A 16755-nucleotide genomic window follows, 5' to 3' on the forward strand; every position below is an offset into this window, starting at 1 on the left:
CATACGTCATGCTAGCGAGAATTTTCATTCTCTATTTAACACTCACTCGTTGTTCAGTTTTCAAAGGGCAATGTCTACAACAAAGCATGTTATCAAGCATTTCCTACTTTGTCGTTTATTGTCACCGCGTTTATCGGCGACTTTTATAATGTACCATACTTGCGTACTTTAATGCAAGCATTTTTTTTGGCCTGTTTGTTTCGCGGCCTGGTACAGCTTGTCTCGCTTTAGGAGAACGAGTTATAAAGTAACATACTCTTCAAGGGGAAGTCAAGCCTTTAAACTCATTTTTTTAATGATACATACGGTTTCTTGCATATCTGGAAATTTCTTTAGGGGAGGCCAGTCTGGCATACATACGAAATATGATGCGGTAGCGGGTTTCAATCGCTGTTTTAATATCGGAGTCGATTCGTTTGTCGTTCAGGTCAAAAAGCATTTCATCCAATTCTTTACGCAGCACATAGTCCAATTCTTTGCACTCCCGCTCGTTAAACAAAAATCCAAGCATAATTAGAGTCCGACTCCTTTCGCCATCCCGAGGATCAGGTCAATCAAAAAAGGTATGCGCTAGTGCCTGCCCCGCTTCTCCATCAAGTGAGGCCGGCGCTGTTGCTGCATACCTGAACGCCAAAGCTACCTTGCTCGCTTTACTGTTATGCACAGTTTTTGGCATTTTTATGACCAGATAACCGATTTTTTTCAGACGACAGACTTCCTCGGTTCATCGGTGAAAAAGTCAATCTAATTTTGAACGATCCAGAGCGTAATCGTGCTTTCAATCAGAGCGGCCACAAACAACGTCACCACAAGCATAGCGCAAAGCGGCACCAGTGATTTGAGGAAAACTTTCAACTGCTGAACGACTTGCTTGGATCTTGAAGGAATCGGCAGAGATATCAGACATTTGCTAACCAATACGCCTAGCCGCAGACTGAGCGCACAGGCCACTACAATAGCGGGGAGCTCCAATATGCCATGAGGTAAAATGCCTTGCAGTACGTTAACCAAGGAACTCTCGTCAGCCCCCTTGGCTCCAACATACCCCAGCAAAATACCGTTGGACACAAGCAAAAACAAAGGCGGAATACCAAAAAACAAGCCGGATACGATAACTTGCAGCGATACTTTGGCGTTATTCAAAAAAATAATCCAAAATAGTGACCATTCGGTGTTCGGTTTATTCATAACTTCCTGCTTCAGCTTATTCAGCGCCTCCATTTGAAGGTTGATCATCCATTGGAAGCGCTCGGGCTCGCTGGCCCCCAAAAATATAGCCACAACAAACACCAACGCCGCAGCAATAATGTAATGCTTGATTAATCGCAGCTGCTCCCACGCATCTTTTAACTTCATTCCATCCCCTCCAAGTCGGCATAAGTTAGTGGTACGAGCATACATTGACTAATGAGACTGTAAACAAGCCTTTCGATTGTGACGGGCCAAAGGAGGCTATCCCGGTGAATTTTTTTTATGTGATGAACGGCAGAAAATTAAAGCAAGCGCTCATTATTTGCGTTGCAGTCGTTTTTGCGGCGGGCATCGTTTATTCGGAGCGCGGCAATGTGACTGTTTTTTCCCATAATGAGCCTGCAGCTGTGTACAGCGTTTCGACTGAAAAGAAGGTCATCGCGCTAACCTTCGACATCAGTTGGGGAGATACGCGAACGGAGCCCATTCTCAAAGTACTTGAGGATAAAGGAATAAAAAATACGACCTTTTTCTTGTCGTCGGTCTGGGGCGCTGCTCATCCGGAGCTGGTCAAGCGCATCGTGAAAAACGGCTGGGAAATCGGCAGTCACGGCCACAAGCATGTCAACTACAGCAGCCTGCAGGATGATGAAATCCGTACACAGATCAAAACCGCCCACACTATGCTGACTGAAACAGCGGGTGCTGCGCCTAATCTGCTGCGTTTGCCCAACGGCGATTTCGATAAACGTGTTCTGCGGATTGCCAGCGAGCTGAACTATTCGGTCATCCAGTGGGATACGGATTCACGCGACTGGGAAAACCCCGGAGTCGAAAGCATCATTAATCGCGTCGTCAGTAAAGCTCATCCAGGTGACATCGTGCTGCTGCATGCCAGCGACAGCTCCAAGCAAACCCATGAAGCGCTGCCGATTATTATCAACAAGCTGCGAAGTCAAGGCTACGAATTTGTCAGTGTCAGCCAACTGATGAAACAGGCGCATGTGGACAGTAAGCCTCCTGTAGAAGACCATACGTTCCATTCCGTGCAGTAGCCGCAGCGCTTGTTAAGGTCAAAAGCTTGTTCGCCGGATTAACCTGCCGCCGCTCCCGAAGAGCTTCCCTTAGGCTAATCAAATTTCAAACGCAGAGAGCCGGCTAAACCGGCTCTTTTTCCGTTCCCAGCACCTTTTGTAAAATTAAAATTTGCCAGGCATTGCAGGCAAGCAAAGGCAGCATCATAAAGACGGTAGAAGCGGCTTTATCAAGTCGGATCGAAGGCAGCGCCTCCAGCGCCGTCACGGCGATCATAAAAAACAGCGTAGGAATCCAGGCCGTTTTGTTCGTCCATTTTACTTTCAGCCAGGCAACGACCAGCGCGACTAGTACGATGATGACCGGGAGCAGCAGGTATGAGGCAAACGAGGTCGTTCCTTCCCCTCCGCTATAGCGTAAATAAACAAGATCGAACAGCACGATCACAATGACAATCATCTGTAAATAATCCCACATCCATTTTTTCGGAATCATGCCCATAAATATATAGCGAACAATCAGGTAAGCGAAAAATCCCATTTGGCTTAACACACTGATTGTCGCGCCGCCAAGCAGTGACGTCACCAGATTAAAGCCGACCGCCTTGCCGGAACGCACCGCCTCCGCATCGGTCAACTGCATAATGACACCGGTTAATGTGCCGACTACCGCGCCGATCACAAGTGTCGTCCAGAACAAATAAAACCATTTTCTAAGAGTCACTGCGCTTACCCTCCATTAACAAGTCGTATCAACAGTTAATTGTACCAACGTTCACAGTAAAATGCTAACGACATTTGTGTTAATCGTTCGGCATCAAGCTCATACTAAGCTCAAAATGAACGAAAGGAGCCTGAACGGATGAGAACGCAACGACGCCGATTGCTTATACCTGTTCTGGTCATCGCCGGTCTGTTGTCGGCCTGCGGCTCGGATACTCAAGCTTCAAGCACCGGCAACAGCTACAAAGACATGAAGTCCATGGTGATGGACATTCTCAAAACCGAGGATGGCCGGGTCGCGATTCAAGAAGCAACCATTCATGATAACAGCAAGCTTCAGCTTTTATCAGCCGGTGATACGCAGCAATTGCAGTTGGCCGTCAAGGATGTGCTGGTTGATACCGATCAAACCAAATTTCTGCAAAAAATGATTGTTGACCCGAAATTTGCCGGTCAATTTGCCAAAGCCATTGAAAAGGACACGAAAAAAATTCAAAAGGATCTGATGAAGGACCCCGAATACCAGAAACAAATGCTGGATGCCATGAAAAGTCCCGATTTTGAAACCATGCTGCTCGATACGATGAAAACGACGCCTTATCGAACACAGATGAAAACGGTTATTCAGGAATCTTTGCAAAGCCCGCTATTTCGTCTTGAGCTTATGGAATTGATGAAAAAGGTGCTGCAAGAGGAATCTATGCCAAAAACCCAAAATCAGCAAGGCGGACAAGGACAACAAGGCCAACAGCAAGGCCAAGGCCAGGAAAAGCAAGACGGCGGTCAAAGCGATCAAAAAAGCGGCAACGAGGATAGCAGCAGCAGCGGTGATCAAGGGAATCAAGGCGGCCAAGAGCAATCATGATAAAAGGACCGGCCGCGAGGCCGGTCCTTTTACGTTTATTCAGGATGAGATTTTTGCTGCAATGTCCAGATAAATCTGGCCTGTAGCCGAATCCGCTTTGTACACGGACGGCGAGTAGTCTGCTTCCGCAACGTGATTATCTGGCACACCGAGCGGAATTTGCGCAAGCAGAGGAGCGTGCAGCTCTTCCGCAAGCTTGGCTCCGCCTCCGCGGCCGAACACATAATCCTTTTGCCCACAGGCGCTGCAGGTGTAATAGGACATATTTTCAACAATGCCCAAAATGTGATGGTCAGTCTGAATCGCCATCGCACCGGCCCGGGCTGCAACAAAAGCGGCCGTCGCATGCGGAGTTGTCACAATAATTTCTTTGCTCTGCGGAATCATCTGGTGCACGTCAAGCGCAACGTCTCCCGTTCCCGGCGGCAAGTCCAGCAGCAAGTAGTCAAGCTCTCCCCATTCCACTTCGCTGAAAAAATTACGCAGCATTTTGCCTAGCATCGGCCCGCGCCAGATGACCGGCGTGTTTTCTTCGACGAAAAAACCCATGGAAATCACTTTTACGCCAAAACGTTCGACCGGAATGATCCGATTGCCGACAATTTGCGGGCGCGTTTCGATGCCCATCATGTCCGGCACGCTAAAGCCATAGATATCCGCGTCCACAAGCCCCACCCGTTTGCCGAGACGGGCAAGCGCTACCGCTAGGTTGACGGTTACGGTCGATTTGCCGACGCCTCCTTTACCGCTCGCGACCGCGATGAAGGAAACCCCTGAATCCGGCTCCAGCAGACTCTTGGCTGCTTCGGCCGCTTGAGGCGGCTGCCCTGACTGTGCAGGAGCTGCTGCTTGAGCTGCTGCCTCCCGCTTGCGCTCAGCCTCTGTCCGCTCGAAGTCAGACAGCGCCCGAAACCGCACATGAACGCCGGAGGCGCCCAATCGTTCAAAACGTTTCGTAATCAGCTGCTGCAAATCGTTCTTGAAGGACTCGTCCTCCGACGACAGCAGCACTGTTACCGATACTTGCGTTTCCTTGATCATCATATCGCGAATAAAATTCAATTCAACAAGTCCGAGACCGAATACAGGGTCCTGAAGCTCGCTTAGCGAAGCTAATAAATCTTCTCTCGTCAGCACCATTTCACCCCAAAATTGTTCAATGTGGAATCCCTCTGCTACACTTGCTAGTATACCACATTTTTAATGGCTGCCGACCGTTTCGCCGGAGTAGTATCGCAGAATGCCCTGGTAAATCGCCGACGCGACCCGCTTCTGATATGCCTGATCCTGGAGCAGCCGGGCTTCGGCCGGATTTGACAAAAATCCGACTTCTACAAGCGCACTCGGAATCTGCATCGTTTTAAGCAAATAAATTTCCTTGTCTGCCTGCTTAGCCACCCGGTCCGTGTTTTTCAAATTGCCGCGGATTTCATTCTGGATCAAGGTCGCAAGTGTCACGTTCGCCGGATTGTTCGGATAAAAAAAGGTTTGAGCGCCCGACCACCTGGCTGATGGAATCGAATTGAGATGCACACTGAGCAGCATGTCCGCCTTCTGCCTGGACACCAGCTCGGCGCGCTTCAACAGATCCTCCGTCTTCCGCTTGCTGTAGCTCTTGGTGGAAGGATCGGCGAGATCCCGGTCATCCTCCCGCGTCATGATTACAAGCGCGCCTGCCTGCTGCAAATAATCCCTCACCTGCAAGGTGATGGCCAGGTTGATATCCTTCTCCACGACCCCCTCCTTGCTGCTGGCCCCGCCGTCCGGTCCGCCGTGCCCCGGGTCCAATGCAATGATTTTGCCGGATAGGGGCATCGTCCAATACGTCCAGGTTCTTGTCGCGGGCAGCTCATACGTAAACATAAATACCATCAAAGCGACAAGCAGCGCCGACATGATGATTTTCAGCCAGCTATGCATGGTCAGCCAAACAACGACCCGTTTTCTTCGCCCGAACATGAAAAATCCACCTCGCATCCGCATAGACTCTGTATCATCTATATGGGACGAGGTGGCTCTTTATACCTGCTTGCCAGACCTGACCTAGCCTTCCTTGTGAAGTCCGCACTCCGTTTTCTCGAACCCGGCCCACCGTCCTGCACGCGGGTCTTCTCCGGCTGCTACCGGACGCGTGCAATGCTCGCATCCGATACTCGGGAAATTCCGATCATGGAGCGGGTTGTAAATGATATTGTTGGCGCGAATATAGTTCCAGACATCCTCCGATGTCCAGTCAGCCAGTGGATTAAACTTCACCAAACCAAACCTTACGTCGTATTCCACTTTCCTCGCATTCGCACGGGTAGGCGCCTGATCGCGGCGAATTCCGGTAATCCAGGCATCATAGTTGCCCAAAATGTCCGCCAGCGGATCAACCTTGCGAATATTGCAGCATTGCGACGGATTCGATTTCCACAGCTCCGCGCCATACTGCTCTTCCTGCTCCTTCAGCGTAAGCTTCGGCAGCACATGAACGAAGTTCAAGCCGTAATGCTGCTGGAGACGATCTCGTGTTTCATACGTTTCCTGAAAGTGGACATTTGTATCCAGGTAGAAAATATCCGAAGTTGGGCTTACCTTCTGGAGCATGTCGACCAAAACAACATCTTCAGCTCCGAAACTACAGGCGAGTGTAATATTTGGGAACCTTTCTACCGCCCAGGATAAAAGTTCCTGTGGAGTCTTGCTTTCAAACTCTTCCGCACCCTGCTTAATCAATGCTTCTTTTTCAAACAAGTTCATATATAACCTACCTCCCAAGTTTATTTCCGAGTATTGTCATAAGATTTATTTTATTTGTTTATAATTATAATTGATACATACTTTTTGTCAAATTAAATTTATGCCCGCATTTTATTTAATTTATTAAGCTATCACCCGGCGAGTGCGGGGAAATGAAGAAAATACAAAAACCTCTGACCCAAGGGCCAGAGGCTGTATGTGCTTATGCAGCAAATCTTAACGCTTCGAGAATTGTGGAGCGCGACGAGCGGCTTTCAAGCCGTATTTCTTACGCTCTTTCATACGAGGGTCACGAGTCAGGAAGCCTGCTCTTTTCAGAGCGCCGCGGAATTCCGGATCTGCTTTCAGCAGAGCACGGGAAATACCGTGACGGATTGCGCCGGCTTGTCCGGAGATGCCGCCGCCATGTGCCAGTACGAGTACATCGTACTTGGTCAATGTTTCAGTCAGGTTCAGTGGTTGTTTGACGATCAGCTTCAAGGTCTCCAGACCGAAGTATTCGTCCAACTCGCGTTTATTGATCACGATACGGCCTTCGCCCGGTACCAAGCGTACACGTGCTACCGAATGCTTACGACGGCCGGTGCCATAATATTGTACTTGTGCCACAAGACAGTCCTCCCTTTATTAACCGCGAAGTTCCCAAACTACAGGTTGTTGTGCTTGGTGCGGGTGCTCCGAACCAGCGTATACATTAAGTTTTGTTTTCAAACGGTTGCCCAGACGAGTCTTAGGAAGCATCCCGTGGATCGCCGACTCCAACACGCGCTCTGGCTTTGTGTTCAAGAGCTCTTGAGCCGTAGCGACTTTCAGACCGCCCGGATACAGGGAGTGACGATAGTATTTTTTATTTTGCAATTTTTTACCAGTCAGGTGAATTTTCTCAGCGTTAATGACGATTACGAAATCGCCTGTATCAACATGAGGCGTAAATTCAGGTTTGTGTTTGCCGCGCAGAATAGCTGCTGCTTCACTGGCAAGACGGCCGAGTGTTTTATCGGTAGCATCAATGATGTACCATTTGCGTTCAACTTCATTTGGCTTCGCCATATATGTGGTACGCATGTAATGTTCCTCCTAGATCTATCTTCGTCCATGATCATTCATCAACAATGCAATGGTTTTCAGACCCGGGGCCGTGGGATAGCCAGTCAGAAACACCATTGATAATCATACTACAGATTGCCTACATAATCAAGTAGGTCCTGGTGTTTCCCCGTAAAAAACTTCCCAGAGCATCAGGCCATGCGCCATCGCCGTTGGACCTGCAGCTCCACGATCCTGAGCCTCCAAAATTCGCTTCATATCCGCCGGCTCCCGTTTGCCTTCGCCAATTTGCAGCAATGTGCCGACAATGATCCTGACCATGTTGTATAAGAACCCGTTGCCCGTCACATAAATATGAATAACGCTGGAGCGCAAGTGCTCATCCGTCCAAGCGCACTCCAATCGAGCCGCATAAATCGTGCGTACGTGGCTTGTCTTCGTTGATCGTATGGAACAGAACGATGTGAAATCGTGCTCTCCCTCCACATAAGTCAAAGCCTCACGCATCGCATCGAGATTTAAGGCAGGGGGATGATAATATTCCATATGCCGGGTCATCGGATCAAAATACTTGCCGCAGCGGATCGTATACCGGTACGTCTTGCGTTTGGCCCAGCGGCGGGAATGAAACTCAAGCGGAACCTCCCGAACATCCCAAATTCGGATATCATGAGGCAGCCTGCCGTTCAGCGCCATACTCCAACGGTCGACGGGGATTTGAGAGGCGGTATGGAAATGAAACACCTGCCCACGGGCATGCACACCGGCATCGGTACGTCCGGAGGCATGGATTTTAACTTCCTCTCCCGTCAGCAGGCGGATCGCTTGCTCCAATTGGTGCTGCACCGTATTCAGTCCGGGCTGAACCTGGAAGCCATTATAGCCGGCTCCATCGTAGCTCACGGTTACACATAAATTTCGCACGGGCTGCCCTCCGGAACTTGAACCTGAAGCATTTCCTGCATGCAAAAAAAGGGTTTCATCAGAATCAAAATGATCCCGTCCACCCTTTCCTACCCTTTATCTCTTAAGCGCGGTCTACCAATTCCAGGTAAACCATCGGCGCAGCGTCACCGCGACGCGGGCCAAGCTTCAGGATACGCGTGTATCCGCCTTGACGCTCAGCGTAACGTGGAGCCAGGTCAGAGAAAAGTTTTTGAATCGCATCTTGGTTTTCGTTAGCTTGCTCGCGGCGAACAAACGAAGCCACTTGACGACGAGCATGCAGATCTCCGCGCTTAGCAAGCGTGATCAGCTTTTCAGCGATGGAACGAAGTTCTTTCGCTTTTGCTTCTGTCGTTTGAATGCGCTCATGTATAAACAAGTCGGTTACCAGGTCGCGGAACAGTGCCTTACGCGAACTGGAGTCACGATTTAACTTTCTATATGCAGCCATGTGTGCAACCTCCTTCTGCTTAATGGTGGAAAGTCTTGCCTGTGCTAGTCTTCCATACGCAGTCCAAGGCCCAGCTCTTCGAGCTTTTCTTGAACTTCTTCGAGAGATTTGCGTCCCAGGTTACGGACTTTCATCATATCTTCTTCCGTTTTCGTAATCAATTCCTGCACCGTGTTGATACCAGCACGCTTGAGACAGTTGTAAGAACGTACAGAGAGATCGAGCTCTTCGATTGTCATCTCAAGCACTTTCTCCTTCTTGTCCTCTTCCTTCTCAACCATAATCTCGGCATCTTTTGCTTCATCAGTCAGACCAACGAAGAGCAGCAGATGCTCAGTCAAGATTTTGGCGCCCAGGCTTACTGCTTCTTCCGGACGGATGCTGCCATCGGACCATACTTCGAGCGTCAGCTTGTCATAGTTCGTGACTTGCCCGACGCGCGTATTTTCAACGCTGTAATTGACACGAGTAATAGGAGTGTAGATCGAATCGATCGGAATCACGCCGATCGGCTGATCCTCTCTTTTGTTTTTGTCTGCCGATACATATCCCCGGCCGCGGCTTGCATGAATTCTCATGTGAAGCCTGGAGTCAGAGGACAGCGTAGCAATGTGCAGATCCGGGTTTAAAATCTCCACATCGCTATCGCCGCGAATATCGCCAGCCACAACAGCCCCTTCACCTTCTGCGTCGATCTCAAGCACCTTTTCTTCATCGGAATGAATTTTCAGCGAGAGACCTTTCAGGTTCAGGATGATTTCCGTAACATCTTCCATGACACCTGGAACTGTGGAAAACTCGTGCAAAACGCCGTCGATTTGGACGGATGTTACCGCCGCGCCCGGAAGGGAAGACAGTAAGATTCTGCGTAACGAGTTGCCGAGTGTAGTTCCGTAGCCTCTTTCCAAAGGCTCTACGACAAACTTGCCGTACGTGCCATCTTCACTTAATGATACGGTTTCTATTTTCGGCTTTTCGATTTCGATCAATGTAAACCCTCCTTCAAACGTCGTTTCATTCTGGATAACGTAAGACGTAGTAAACGCACATATGCCTATCCAAATAGTATAGACACCATTTGGATATTTATACCACTAAGCTTAGCAATCCCGAATTATACGCGACGACGCTTTGGAGGACGGCAACCGTTATGAGGAACCGGCGTCACGTCTTTGATCAGGTTTACTTCCAAACCTGCAGCTTGCAGGGAGCGGATTGCTGCCTCACGGCCTGCACCCGGACCTTTAACCATAACTTCAACGACTTTCATGCCATGCTCCATAGCCGCTTTAGCTGCCGATTCTGCTGCCATTTGAGCAGCGAACGGAGTGCTTTTACGGGAACCCTTGAAGCCCAGGTTACCTGCGCTAGCCCAGGAGATTGCATTGCCATGCGGATCTGTGATCGTAACGATCGTGTTGTTGAACGTAGAACGGATATGAGCTACGCCACTGTCGATATTTTTCCGGTCACGACGTTTGGTACGAACGACTTTTTTCGGTTTAGCCATGTACAATTACCCTCCTTTACTATTTCTTCTTATTCGCTACTGTACGACGCGGACCTTTGCGTGTACGAGCATTTGTTTTCGTACGTTGACCGCGAACAGGCAAGCCGCGACGATGACGAACGCCACGATAGCAGCCGATTTCGATCAGACGCTTGATGTTCAGGGAAATTTCACGACGAAGGTCGCCTTCCACTTTCAGCGTCTTGTCGATTACATCGCGGATTTTGCTTACTTCATCTTCAGTCAGATCGCGAACGCGAGTATCAGGGTTGATACCTGTTTGAGCTACGATTTTCGCGGAAGTTGTGTTTCCGATCCCGAAAATGTAAGTCAAAGCGATGATCACGCGCTTGTCACGGGGTAAGTCTACACCAGCAATACGTGCCATGAATGCAGCACCTCCTTAGCCTTGTTTTTGTTTATGTTTCGGATTTTCGCAAATGACCATAACGTTACCTTTGCGGCGAATGACTTTGCATTTTTCGCAAATCGGTTTGACCGACGGTCTAACCTTCATGGTGGTTACCTCCTCCAAGCTTCCCGAAGAGAAGCTACATCGTAAGAGTTTAGCTCAGCCTTCGTCAGAAAGCTGCTGCGTAAGGATGATCTGCTTCCTGAGGGAAGCGGATTATAAAGCATTTCGTACACCTAGAGAACACGATCTATTTAAAACGATAGGTTATACGGCCTCTGGTCAAATCATACGGCGAAAGCTCCACCGTCACTTTGTCGCCTGGCAGAATCCGGATAAAGTGCATTCTGATTTTGCCGGATACATGAGCAAGGATCTGATGACCATTTTCCAGCTCAACCTTGAACATTGCATTCGGAAGAGGTTCAATCACTGTACCTTCAACTTCAATTACATCTTCTTTGGCCACAGTCATTCTCCTTTCTCTTGCGCATCACGCATAAATTGGTTCGCTGCTTGCATCAAAACATGTCTGAGCCTAGCGTTGGTTACCCGACCCGTCTCACGGAGACAATCGGCTACTTCGGCGCTAACTGCCGGAAGAAGCTGGAGATGACGCAGACTTTTTTTCTTGGGATCATCGAACTTCCGCTTGCTGCCGTCAACGACCTGCACGTATCGTTGGTCTACGACGCCGATTATAACGGCAAGCTTCCCGGAATCCCGTCCCCGAATCACCCTTACGATTTGTCCGAGCTGTGGAACGTTCGTTGGTGCCATATGCCTTACGCGCCCGGCAGCGTCAAAATTTCGAAGCCGTCTTGCGTGATGGCGATGGTATGCTCGAAATGTGCGCACAGTGTGCCATCCACCGTGACCACCGTCCAGTTGTCTTGCAACGTCCGGACGTATCGTTCACCTACGTTAAGCATCGGTTCGATGGCTAACACCATCCCCGGCCGCAAGCGCGGTCCATGACCGGCAACGCCGTAGTTAGGTATTTGCGGCTCCTCATGGAGCTCCGTGCCGATGCCGTGTCCTACATACTCTCGTACAATCGAAAATCCTTCACTCTCCGCACATCTTTGGATGGCATTGGATATCGTGTACAACCTTGCGTCCGGTTTCGCTTCCGCTAGTCCGGCGAACAGCGACCGTTCCGTAACCTCAAGCAGCTTGCTTGCCGTTTCGTCGATCTGCCCTACGCCATACGTCCAGGCGGAGTCGCCATGATATCCTTTGTATTGAGCGCCGATGTCGATACTGATGATATCGCCGTTGTTCAGTTTGCGCTGACCGGGAATCCCATGAACCAATTCATCGTTGACCGAAGCGCAGATGCTTCCAGGAAAACCATTGTAGCCTTTAAAAGATGGAATTGCGCCCTGACTGCGAATAAAATCTTCTGCGATCTGATCGAGCTCTTTCGTTGTAATATCGGGCTGAATGGCCTTCTGCAGCAAGCGATGCGTTTCAGCAACGATGCGTCCAGCCTCGCGCATATATGCCAATTCAGCGGCAGATTTACAAATGATCATTCCGCTTGTCCTCGCAATAGTGAACTGATTTGTGCAGTAACCGTGTCGATTTCTTGCTCGCCGTTAACCTCGCGCAATATTCCTTTGTTCCGATAGTACTCCAGAAGCGGAGCGGTTTTATTGATATATTCGTCCAGACGGGTTCCGACCTTCTCTTCGTTATCGTCCGAACGCTGATACAATTCACCCGAACACTTGTCGCAAACAGTTTCAACTGCCGGAGGGTTAAACAGGACGTGATACGTAGCACCGCAGGATTTGCAAATCCGACGGCCAGTCAAACGGGCAAGCAATAAATCACGATCTACACTCAAGTTGACGACATGCTCGATTTTCCGATCCAGATCCGCCGCGATTTCGTCAAGCGCCTCCGCCTGCGAGATCGTTCTTGGAAAACCGTCCAGCAGAAAGCCTTTCGTGCAATCTTCTTGCGCCAAGCGGTCGCGTACGATGCCGATTGTAATTTCGTCTGGAACGAGCAGCCCTTGATCTACAAACTTTTTCGCTTCGACGCCAAGAGGAGTCTCTTGCTTCATCGCAAGCCGAAAGGCATCACCGGTGGAGATATGCGGAATATGGAACTGTTCAATGATCCGTTCCGCTTGCGTCCCTTTACCTGCACCAGGAGGTCCCATAAAGATGATATTCACCGTGACTTCCTCCCCCATTTGCATCAAGCGATGCTAACAGCACAATAGGTGCCGATAGTTCTCACGGAATCCGCCAGGCGGGCTCCGTCAACCTCTGGACGCCGATGAGGCCGAAATTCGGTCATCACAGGCGCCGGGCGAGCGTACTATCAGAACCTATATGCTATTTATTAATGAAGCCCTTGTAATGGCGTTTGATCAATTGGCTTTCGATGGTTTTCATCGTTTCCAAACCTACACCGATAACGATGAGTAAGGAGGTACCGCCGATTTGCACGGATTGCGGCAAGCCGGCCAGCGCGGCGAAAATCATCGGGACAATAGATACTGCAGCCAAGAACAGCGCGCCGGAAAGGGTGATCCGAGTCATCACGCGGGTCAAGTATACTTCGGTGTTTTTCCCTGGACGAACGCCCGGGATGTATCCGCCGTTTTTCTTCATCTGCTCAGCCATTTGTACAGGATTAATCTGTACGAACGTGTAAAAATACGTGAACCCGATGATCAGAAGCACGTAAATCACCATACCGAGCGGATGCGTGTAGCTAAGGTTCGTAATGATCCACTCGGCTACCGCATTGCCGCGCCAGAAGCTGGCAATCGTCGGCGGAAACACGAGTAAGGACAGTGCGAAGATAACCGGGATGACGCCCGCAGCGTTCACTTTAAGCGGAATATGTGTAGATTGACCGCCGAACATTTTGCGACCTACCACCCGTTTCGCGTACTGAACCGGAATCTTGCGAACGCCCTGCTGGACGAATATAACACCAACAATCAAGGCGACTACAACAGCAGCGATGATCAATACCTTAAGGATGTTAAGGAAAACCGCGCCGCCCGCATCGACAAATTGAGTTTGATAAATTTGACCGATGCCTGTCGGAATCGCAGCGACAATGCCCGCGAAGATGATAATGGAAATACCATTTCCAATGCCATTCTCGGTGATTTGTTCCCCTAACCACATCAGAAATGCTGTACCAGCTGTCAGTACGATCGCAATCAAAGCATACGTCGTGAAGCTTGGATTGATAACCAAACCGTTAACCATCCGGTTAAAACCAATTGCGAAGCTGAACGCTTGGATAAGCCCCAACACAATCGTACCGTAACGAGTAATTTGACTCAGCTTTTTGCGCCCGACTTCCCCTTCTTTGGCCCACTGCGTGAATGTCGGGATGACATCCATCGACAGCAGCTGCACGATGATCGAAGCCGTAATATACGGCGTGATCGTCATGGCGAAGATGGAAAACTGGAACAACGCGCCGCCAGAGAAAGTATTCAGCAAAGCAAATACTCCACTGGTAGCCTGATCTTGCATTTTCAGTAATTCTGTGTTGATGTTAGGTACTGGAATAAAAGCACCAATTCTGTAGACGATCAGCACCAGAAGGGTGAACAGGATCCGTTTCCTCAGATCGTCTACTTTCATAATATTGGATATGGTACGAAACATTAAATCACCTCGGTTTTACCGCCGGCAGCTGTGATTTTCTCTACCGCAGATTGGGAGAACTTGCTCGCCTTTACGTTCAGTTGAACCGTGATTTCACCGTTACCGAGGATCTTAATGCCGCTCAATGGGTTTTTAACAATACCGGATTCCAGCAATACTTCTGGAGTTACTTCCGTGCCTGCTTCGAACTTGTTCAAGTCCGTCAGGTTGACGATCGCATACTCTTTGCGGAACTGGTTGTTAAATCCACGCTTCGGCAAGCGACGATACAATGGGTTTTGACCACCCTCGAATCCTGGGCGAACACCGCCGCCGGAACGAGCGTTTTGACCTTTGTGACCGCGAGTCGAAGTTTTACCCATGCCGCTACCAACACCGCGGCCCACACGCTTGCGCGAATGACGCGAACCCGGGGCAGAAGTTAGTTCATGCAATTTCATCGTTTGCACCTCCTCTAGCTTTATGTTAAGTTATTACGCTTCGATTTCTTTAACTTCCACCAAGTGGCTCACTTGGTTGACCATGCCGCGGATCGCAGCATTGTCAGCTTGTGTAACCGAATGATGAAGCTTACGAAGTCCGAGTGCAGTCACCGTGCGACGTTGCGTCGCAGGACGTCCGATCAGGCTGCGCTTGAGGGTAATTTGCAATTGCTTAGCCATGGTATCCCTCCTAACCTAAAAGTTCTTCTACGGTTTTACCGCGAAGCTTAGCCACGTCTTCCGCACGCTTCAGGCGCTGTAAGCCTTCCAGGGTAGCGTTAACCATGTTCATGGAATTCGAAGAACCAAGCGATTTCGTCAAAATATCGCCAACGCCAGCCAGTTCAAGCACTGCGCGAACCGGGCCGCCAGCAATAACTCCTGTACCTTTGGAAGCCGGTTTCAGCAGCACTTCACCAGCGCCGAAGTGACCAACTACCAAGTGAGGAATCGTAGTTCCGACGATTGGAACTTGGATCAGGTTTTTCTTTGCATCTTCGATACCTTTGCGAATTGCATCAGGTACCTCGGAAGCTTTACCAATTCCAGCGCCTACCCAACCGTTGCCATCGCCTACGACAACGAGTGCGCTAAAGCTGAAACGACGTCCGCCTTTTACAACTTTAGCAACGCGGTTGATTTGAACGACTTTTTCAGTCAATTCCAATGTGTTTGGATCGATACGCAAGTCCTTACCTCCTTATGTGAAGATTTGTTTTAGAATTGAAGACCTGCTTCGCGAGCAGCGTCAGCCAATGCTTTTACACGTCCATGGTACAAGTATCCGCCACGGTCAAATACAACTTTCTCAACGCCAGCTTGTTTCGCACGTTCTGCGATCAAAGAACCGACTTTCGTAGCAGCCTCAGTGTTGCCACCGTTGCTGATCGTTTCTTTCAGTTCTTTATCTTGCGTAGAAGCAGCTGCGATTGTAACACCCTTGATGTCGTCGATCAGTTGAGCGTACACATGCTTGGAAGAACGGAAAATGTTGAGGCGTGGACGCTCAGCCGTTCCTTGAATTTTCTTACGAACGCGAAGATGTCTTTTCAGACGCGCTTTGTTTTTATCGCCTTTAGTAATCATTCGAGTCTTCACTCCTTTCGGTTGTGGTGACGAAGCAGGTCAGCCGGCTTTAGGCTGCCTTACTTCTTCTTACCGGCTTTACCTTCTTTACGAAGAATCCGTTCGCCTTCATACTTGATACCTTTGCCTTTATACGGCTCTGGCTCACGTACGGAGCGGATTTTGGCTGCATATGCGCCGACGAGCTCTTTGTCGATACCTCTAACCGTGATTTTCGTATTCGAAGGAACTTCGAATTCGATGCCGTTCGCCGGTTCGATTTCAACAGGGTGGGAGTAACCTACGTTCAGTACCAGCTTGTTGCCGGATTTGTTCGCACGGTAACCTACGCCAACCAGCTCAAGGTTTTTAGCAAAACCGTCAGTTACGCCGCTCACCATGTTTTGAACGACGCTGCGCGTCGTGCCGTGCAGGGAGCGATGCAGTTTATTGTCAGAAGGACGCTCAACGTTGATGATGCTTTCTTCAACGCTAACCTTCATGTCTTTGTGAAGCTCGCGGCTAAGCGTACCTTTCGGTCCGTCAACCGTAATTAATGTATTGTCTAAAGTCACCTTAACTCCGCTAGGGATCGTGATTGGTTTACGACCAATACGGGACATGTTGTGCACCTCCGT

The 16755-nt window shown here is 49.5% G+C and carries 25 protein-coding genes; 2 read left to right on the plus strand and 23 right to left on the minus strand.

What is annotated here, in order from left to right:
- Positions 1–292: 292 nt before the first annotated feature.
- Together AC6ROY_RS22295 and AC6ROY_RS22300 are read right to left on the minus strand one after the other, a co-directional pair.
- Positions 293–511 (minus strand): hypothetical protein, encoded by a 219-nt coding sequence (locus tag AC6ROY_RS22295; protein ID WP_500102797.1) that lies wholly within the window; start codon positions 509–511, stop codon positions 293–295.
- A gap of 233 nt (positions 512–744) precedes the next feature.
- On the minus strand, positions 745–1356 hold the full coding sequence (locus AC6ROY_RS22300; RefSeq protein WP_500102798.1) for a stage II sporulation protein M: 612 nt from the start codon (positions 1354–1356) through the stop codon (positions 745–747).
- 104 nt (positions 1357–1460) lie between these two features.
- Between AC6ROY_RS22300 and pdaB the strand changes: the two genes are divergently transcribed.
- Positions 1461–2246 carry a polysaccharide deacetylase family sporulation protein PdaB gene (gene pdaB, locus AC6ROY_RS22305; RefSeq protein WP_500102799.1) on the plus strand — a complete coding sequence of 262 codons (786 nt, stop codon included), beginning with the start codon at positions 1461–1463 and terminating at the stop codon, positions 2244–2246.
- Between the two features lie 103 nt (positions 2247–2349).
- Here the strand turns inward: pdaB and AC6ROY_RS22310 are convergent, their stop codons facing one another.
- Entirely contained in the window at positions 2350–2949 is a 600-nt protein-coding gene (locus AC6ROY_RS22310) for a KinB-signaling pathway activation protein (RefSeq protein ID WP_500102800.1), read from the minus strand.
- A gap of 138 nt (positions 2950–3087) precedes the next feature.
- On the opposite strand from AC6ROY_RS22310, the gene gerD reads away from it, so the two are divergent.
- Positions 3088–3813: a spore germination lipoprotein GerD gene (gene gerD, locus AC6ROY_RS22315; RefSeq protein ID WP_500102801.1), complete on the plus strand. Its 726-nt coding sequence runs from the start codon at positions 3088–3090 to the stop codon at positions 3811–3813.
- Positions 3814–3852: 39 nt separating this feature from the next.
- On the opposite strand, the gene salA is transcribed toward gerD, so the two are convergent.
- The 20 genes from salA to rplF all read right to left on the minus strand — a co-directional run bounded on the left by salA (position 3853) and on the right by rplF (position 16740).
- A complete protein-coding gene (gene salA / locus AC6ROY_RS22320) occupies positions 3853–4950 on the minus strand; it encodes an iron-sulfur carrier protein/transcriptional regulator SalA (RefSeq protein WP_500102851.1) in 1098 nt (365 codons plus the stop codon).
- 63 nt (positions 4951–5013) lie between these two features.
- Positions 5014–5772 (minus strand): N-acetylmuramoyl-L-alanine amidase CwlD, encoded by a 759-nt coding sequence (gene cwlD / locus AC6ROY_RS22325; protein WP_500102802.1) that lies wholly within the window; start codon positions 5770–5772, stop codon positions 5014–5016.
- Positions 5773–5856: 84 nt separating this feature from the next.
- Complete coding sequence (locus AC6ROY_RS22330) at positions 5857–6555, minus strand: phosphoadenylyl-sulfate reductase (protein WP_500102803.1); 699 nt, start codon at positions 6553–6555, stop codon at positions 5857–5859.
- Positions 6556–6771: 216 nt separating this feature from the next.
- The gene (rpsI, locus tag AC6ROY_RS22335; RefSeq protein WP_500102804.1) at positions 6772–7164 is read right to left on the minus strand and encodes a 30S ribosomal protein S9; all 393 of its coding nucleotides are present in this window, start codon (positions 7162–7164) and stop codon (positions 6772–6774) included.
- Between the two features lie 18 nt (positions 7165–7182).
- Positions 7183–7620 (minus strand): 50S ribosomal protein L13, encoded by a 438-nt coding sequence (rplM, locus tag AC6ROY_RS22340; protein ID WP_500102805.1) that lies wholly within the window; start codon positions 7618–7620, stop codon positions 7183–7185.
- A gap of 129 nt (positions 7621–7749) precedes the next feature.
- Positions 7750–8526 (minus strand): tRNA pseudouridine(38-40) synthase TruA, encoded by a 777-nt coding sequence (gene truA / locus AC6ROY_RS22345; RefSeq protein ID WP_500102806.1) that lies wholly within the window; start codon positions 8524–8526, stop codon positions 7750–7752.
- A 103-nt stretch (positions 8527–8629) separates the two neighbouring features.
- On the minus strand, positions 8630–8998 hold the full coding sequence (rplQ, locus tag AC6ROY_RS22350) for a 50S ribosomal protein L17 (RefSeq protein WP_500102807.1): 369 nt from the start codon (positions 8996–8998) through the stop codon (positions 8630–8632).
- A 44-nt stretch (positions 8999–9042) separates the two neighbouring features.
- Complete coding sequence (locus AC6ROY_RS22355) at positions 9043–9987, minus strand: DNA-directed RNA polymerase subunit alpha (protein ID WP_500102808.1); 945 nt, start codon at positions 9985–9987, stop codon at positions 9043–9045.
- Between the two features lie 125 nt (positions 9988–10112).
- Entirely contained in the window at positions 10113–10508 is a 396-nt protein-coding gene (rpsK, locus tag AC6ROY_RS22360; RefSeq protein ID WP_133236158.1) for a 30S ribosomal protein S11, read from the minus strand.
- 19 nt (positions 10509–10527) lie between these two features.
- The gene (rpsM, locus tag AC6ROY_RS22365; protein WP_500102809.1) at positions 10528–10896 is read right to left on the minus strand and encodes a 30S ribosomal protein S13; all 369 of its coding nucleotides are present in this window, start codon (positions 10894–10896) and stop codon (positions 10528–10530) included.
- A 15-nt stretch (positions 10897–10911) separates the two neighbouring features.
- Positions 10912–11025, minus strand: coding sequence for a 50S ribosomal protein L36 (gene rpmJ / locus AC6ROY_RS22370; protein WP_003333770.1), 114 nt, complete (start codon positions 11023–11025; stop codon positions 10912–10914).
- 145 nt (positions 11026–11170) lie between these two features.
- The gene (infA, locus tag AC6ROY_RS22375; RefSeq protein WP_072338006.1) at positions 11171–11389 is read right to left on the minus strand and encodes a translation initiation factor IF-1; all 219 of its coding nucleotides are present in this window, start codon (positions 11387–11389) and stop codon (positions 11171–11173) included.
- A 316-nt stretch (positions 11390–11705) separates the two neighbouring features.
- Positions 11706–12458, minus strand: coding sequence for a type I methionyl aminopeptidase (map, locus tag AC6ROY_RS22380; protein WP_500102810.1), 753 nt, complete (start codon positions 12456–12458; stop codon positions 11706–11708).
- The gene (locus AC6ROY_RS22385) at positions 12455–13108 is read right to left on the minus strand and encodes an adenylate kinase (RefSeq protein WP_500102852.1); all 654 of its coding nucleotides are present in this window, start codon (positions 13106–13108) and stop codon (positions 12455–12457) included. Before AC6ROY_RS22385 ends, map begins: the two co-directional genes overlap by 4 nt.
- A gap of 163 nt (positions 13109–13271) precedes the next feature.
- Positions 13272–14570 (minus strand): preprotein translocase subunit SecY, encoded by a 1299-nt coding sequence (gene secY / locus AC6ROY_RS22390; protein ID WP_500102811.1) that lies wholly within the window; start codon positions 14568–14570, stop codon positions 13272–13274.
- The gene (rplO, locus tag AC6ROY_RS22395; protein ID WP_341419847.1) at positions 14570–15010 is read right to left on the minus strand and encodes a 50S ribosomal protein L15; all 441 of its coding nucleotides are present in this window, start codon (positions 15008–15010) and stop codon (positions 14570–14572) included. Before rplO ends, secY begins: the two co-directional genes overlap by 1 nt.
- 33 nt (positions 15011–15043) lie before the next feature.
- Entirely contained in the window at positions 15044–15232 is a 189-nt protein-coding gene (rpmD, locus tag AC6ROY_RS22400) for a 50S ribosomal protein L30 (RefSeq protein ID WP_500102812.1), read from the minus strand.
- Positions 15233–15242: 10 nt separating this feature from the next.
- Positions 15243–15740: a 30S ribosomal protein S5 gene (gene rpsE, locus AC6ROY_RS22405; RefSeq protein WP_500102813.1), complete on the minus strand. Its 498-nt coding sequence runs from the start codon at positions 15738–15740 to the stop codon at positions 15243–15245.
- Between the two features lie 29 nt (positions 15741–15769).
- Positions 15770–16138 (minus strand): 50S ribosomal protein L18, encoded by a 369-nt coding sequence (rplR, locus tag AC6ROY_RS22410; RefSeq protein WP_500102814.1) that lies wholly within the window; start codon positions 16136–16138, stop codon positions 15770–15772.
- 59 nt (positions 16139–16197) lie between these two features.
- Complete coding sequence (gene rplF / locus AC6ROY_RS22415; RefSeq protein ID WP_500102815.1) at positions 16198–16740, minus strand: 50S ribosomal protein L6; 543 nt, start codon at positions 16738–16740, stop codon at positions 16198–16200.
- Positions 16741–16755 lie beyond the last annotated feature (15 nt).

This window comes from Paenibacillus sp. sg306046 (assembly GCF_059821225.1).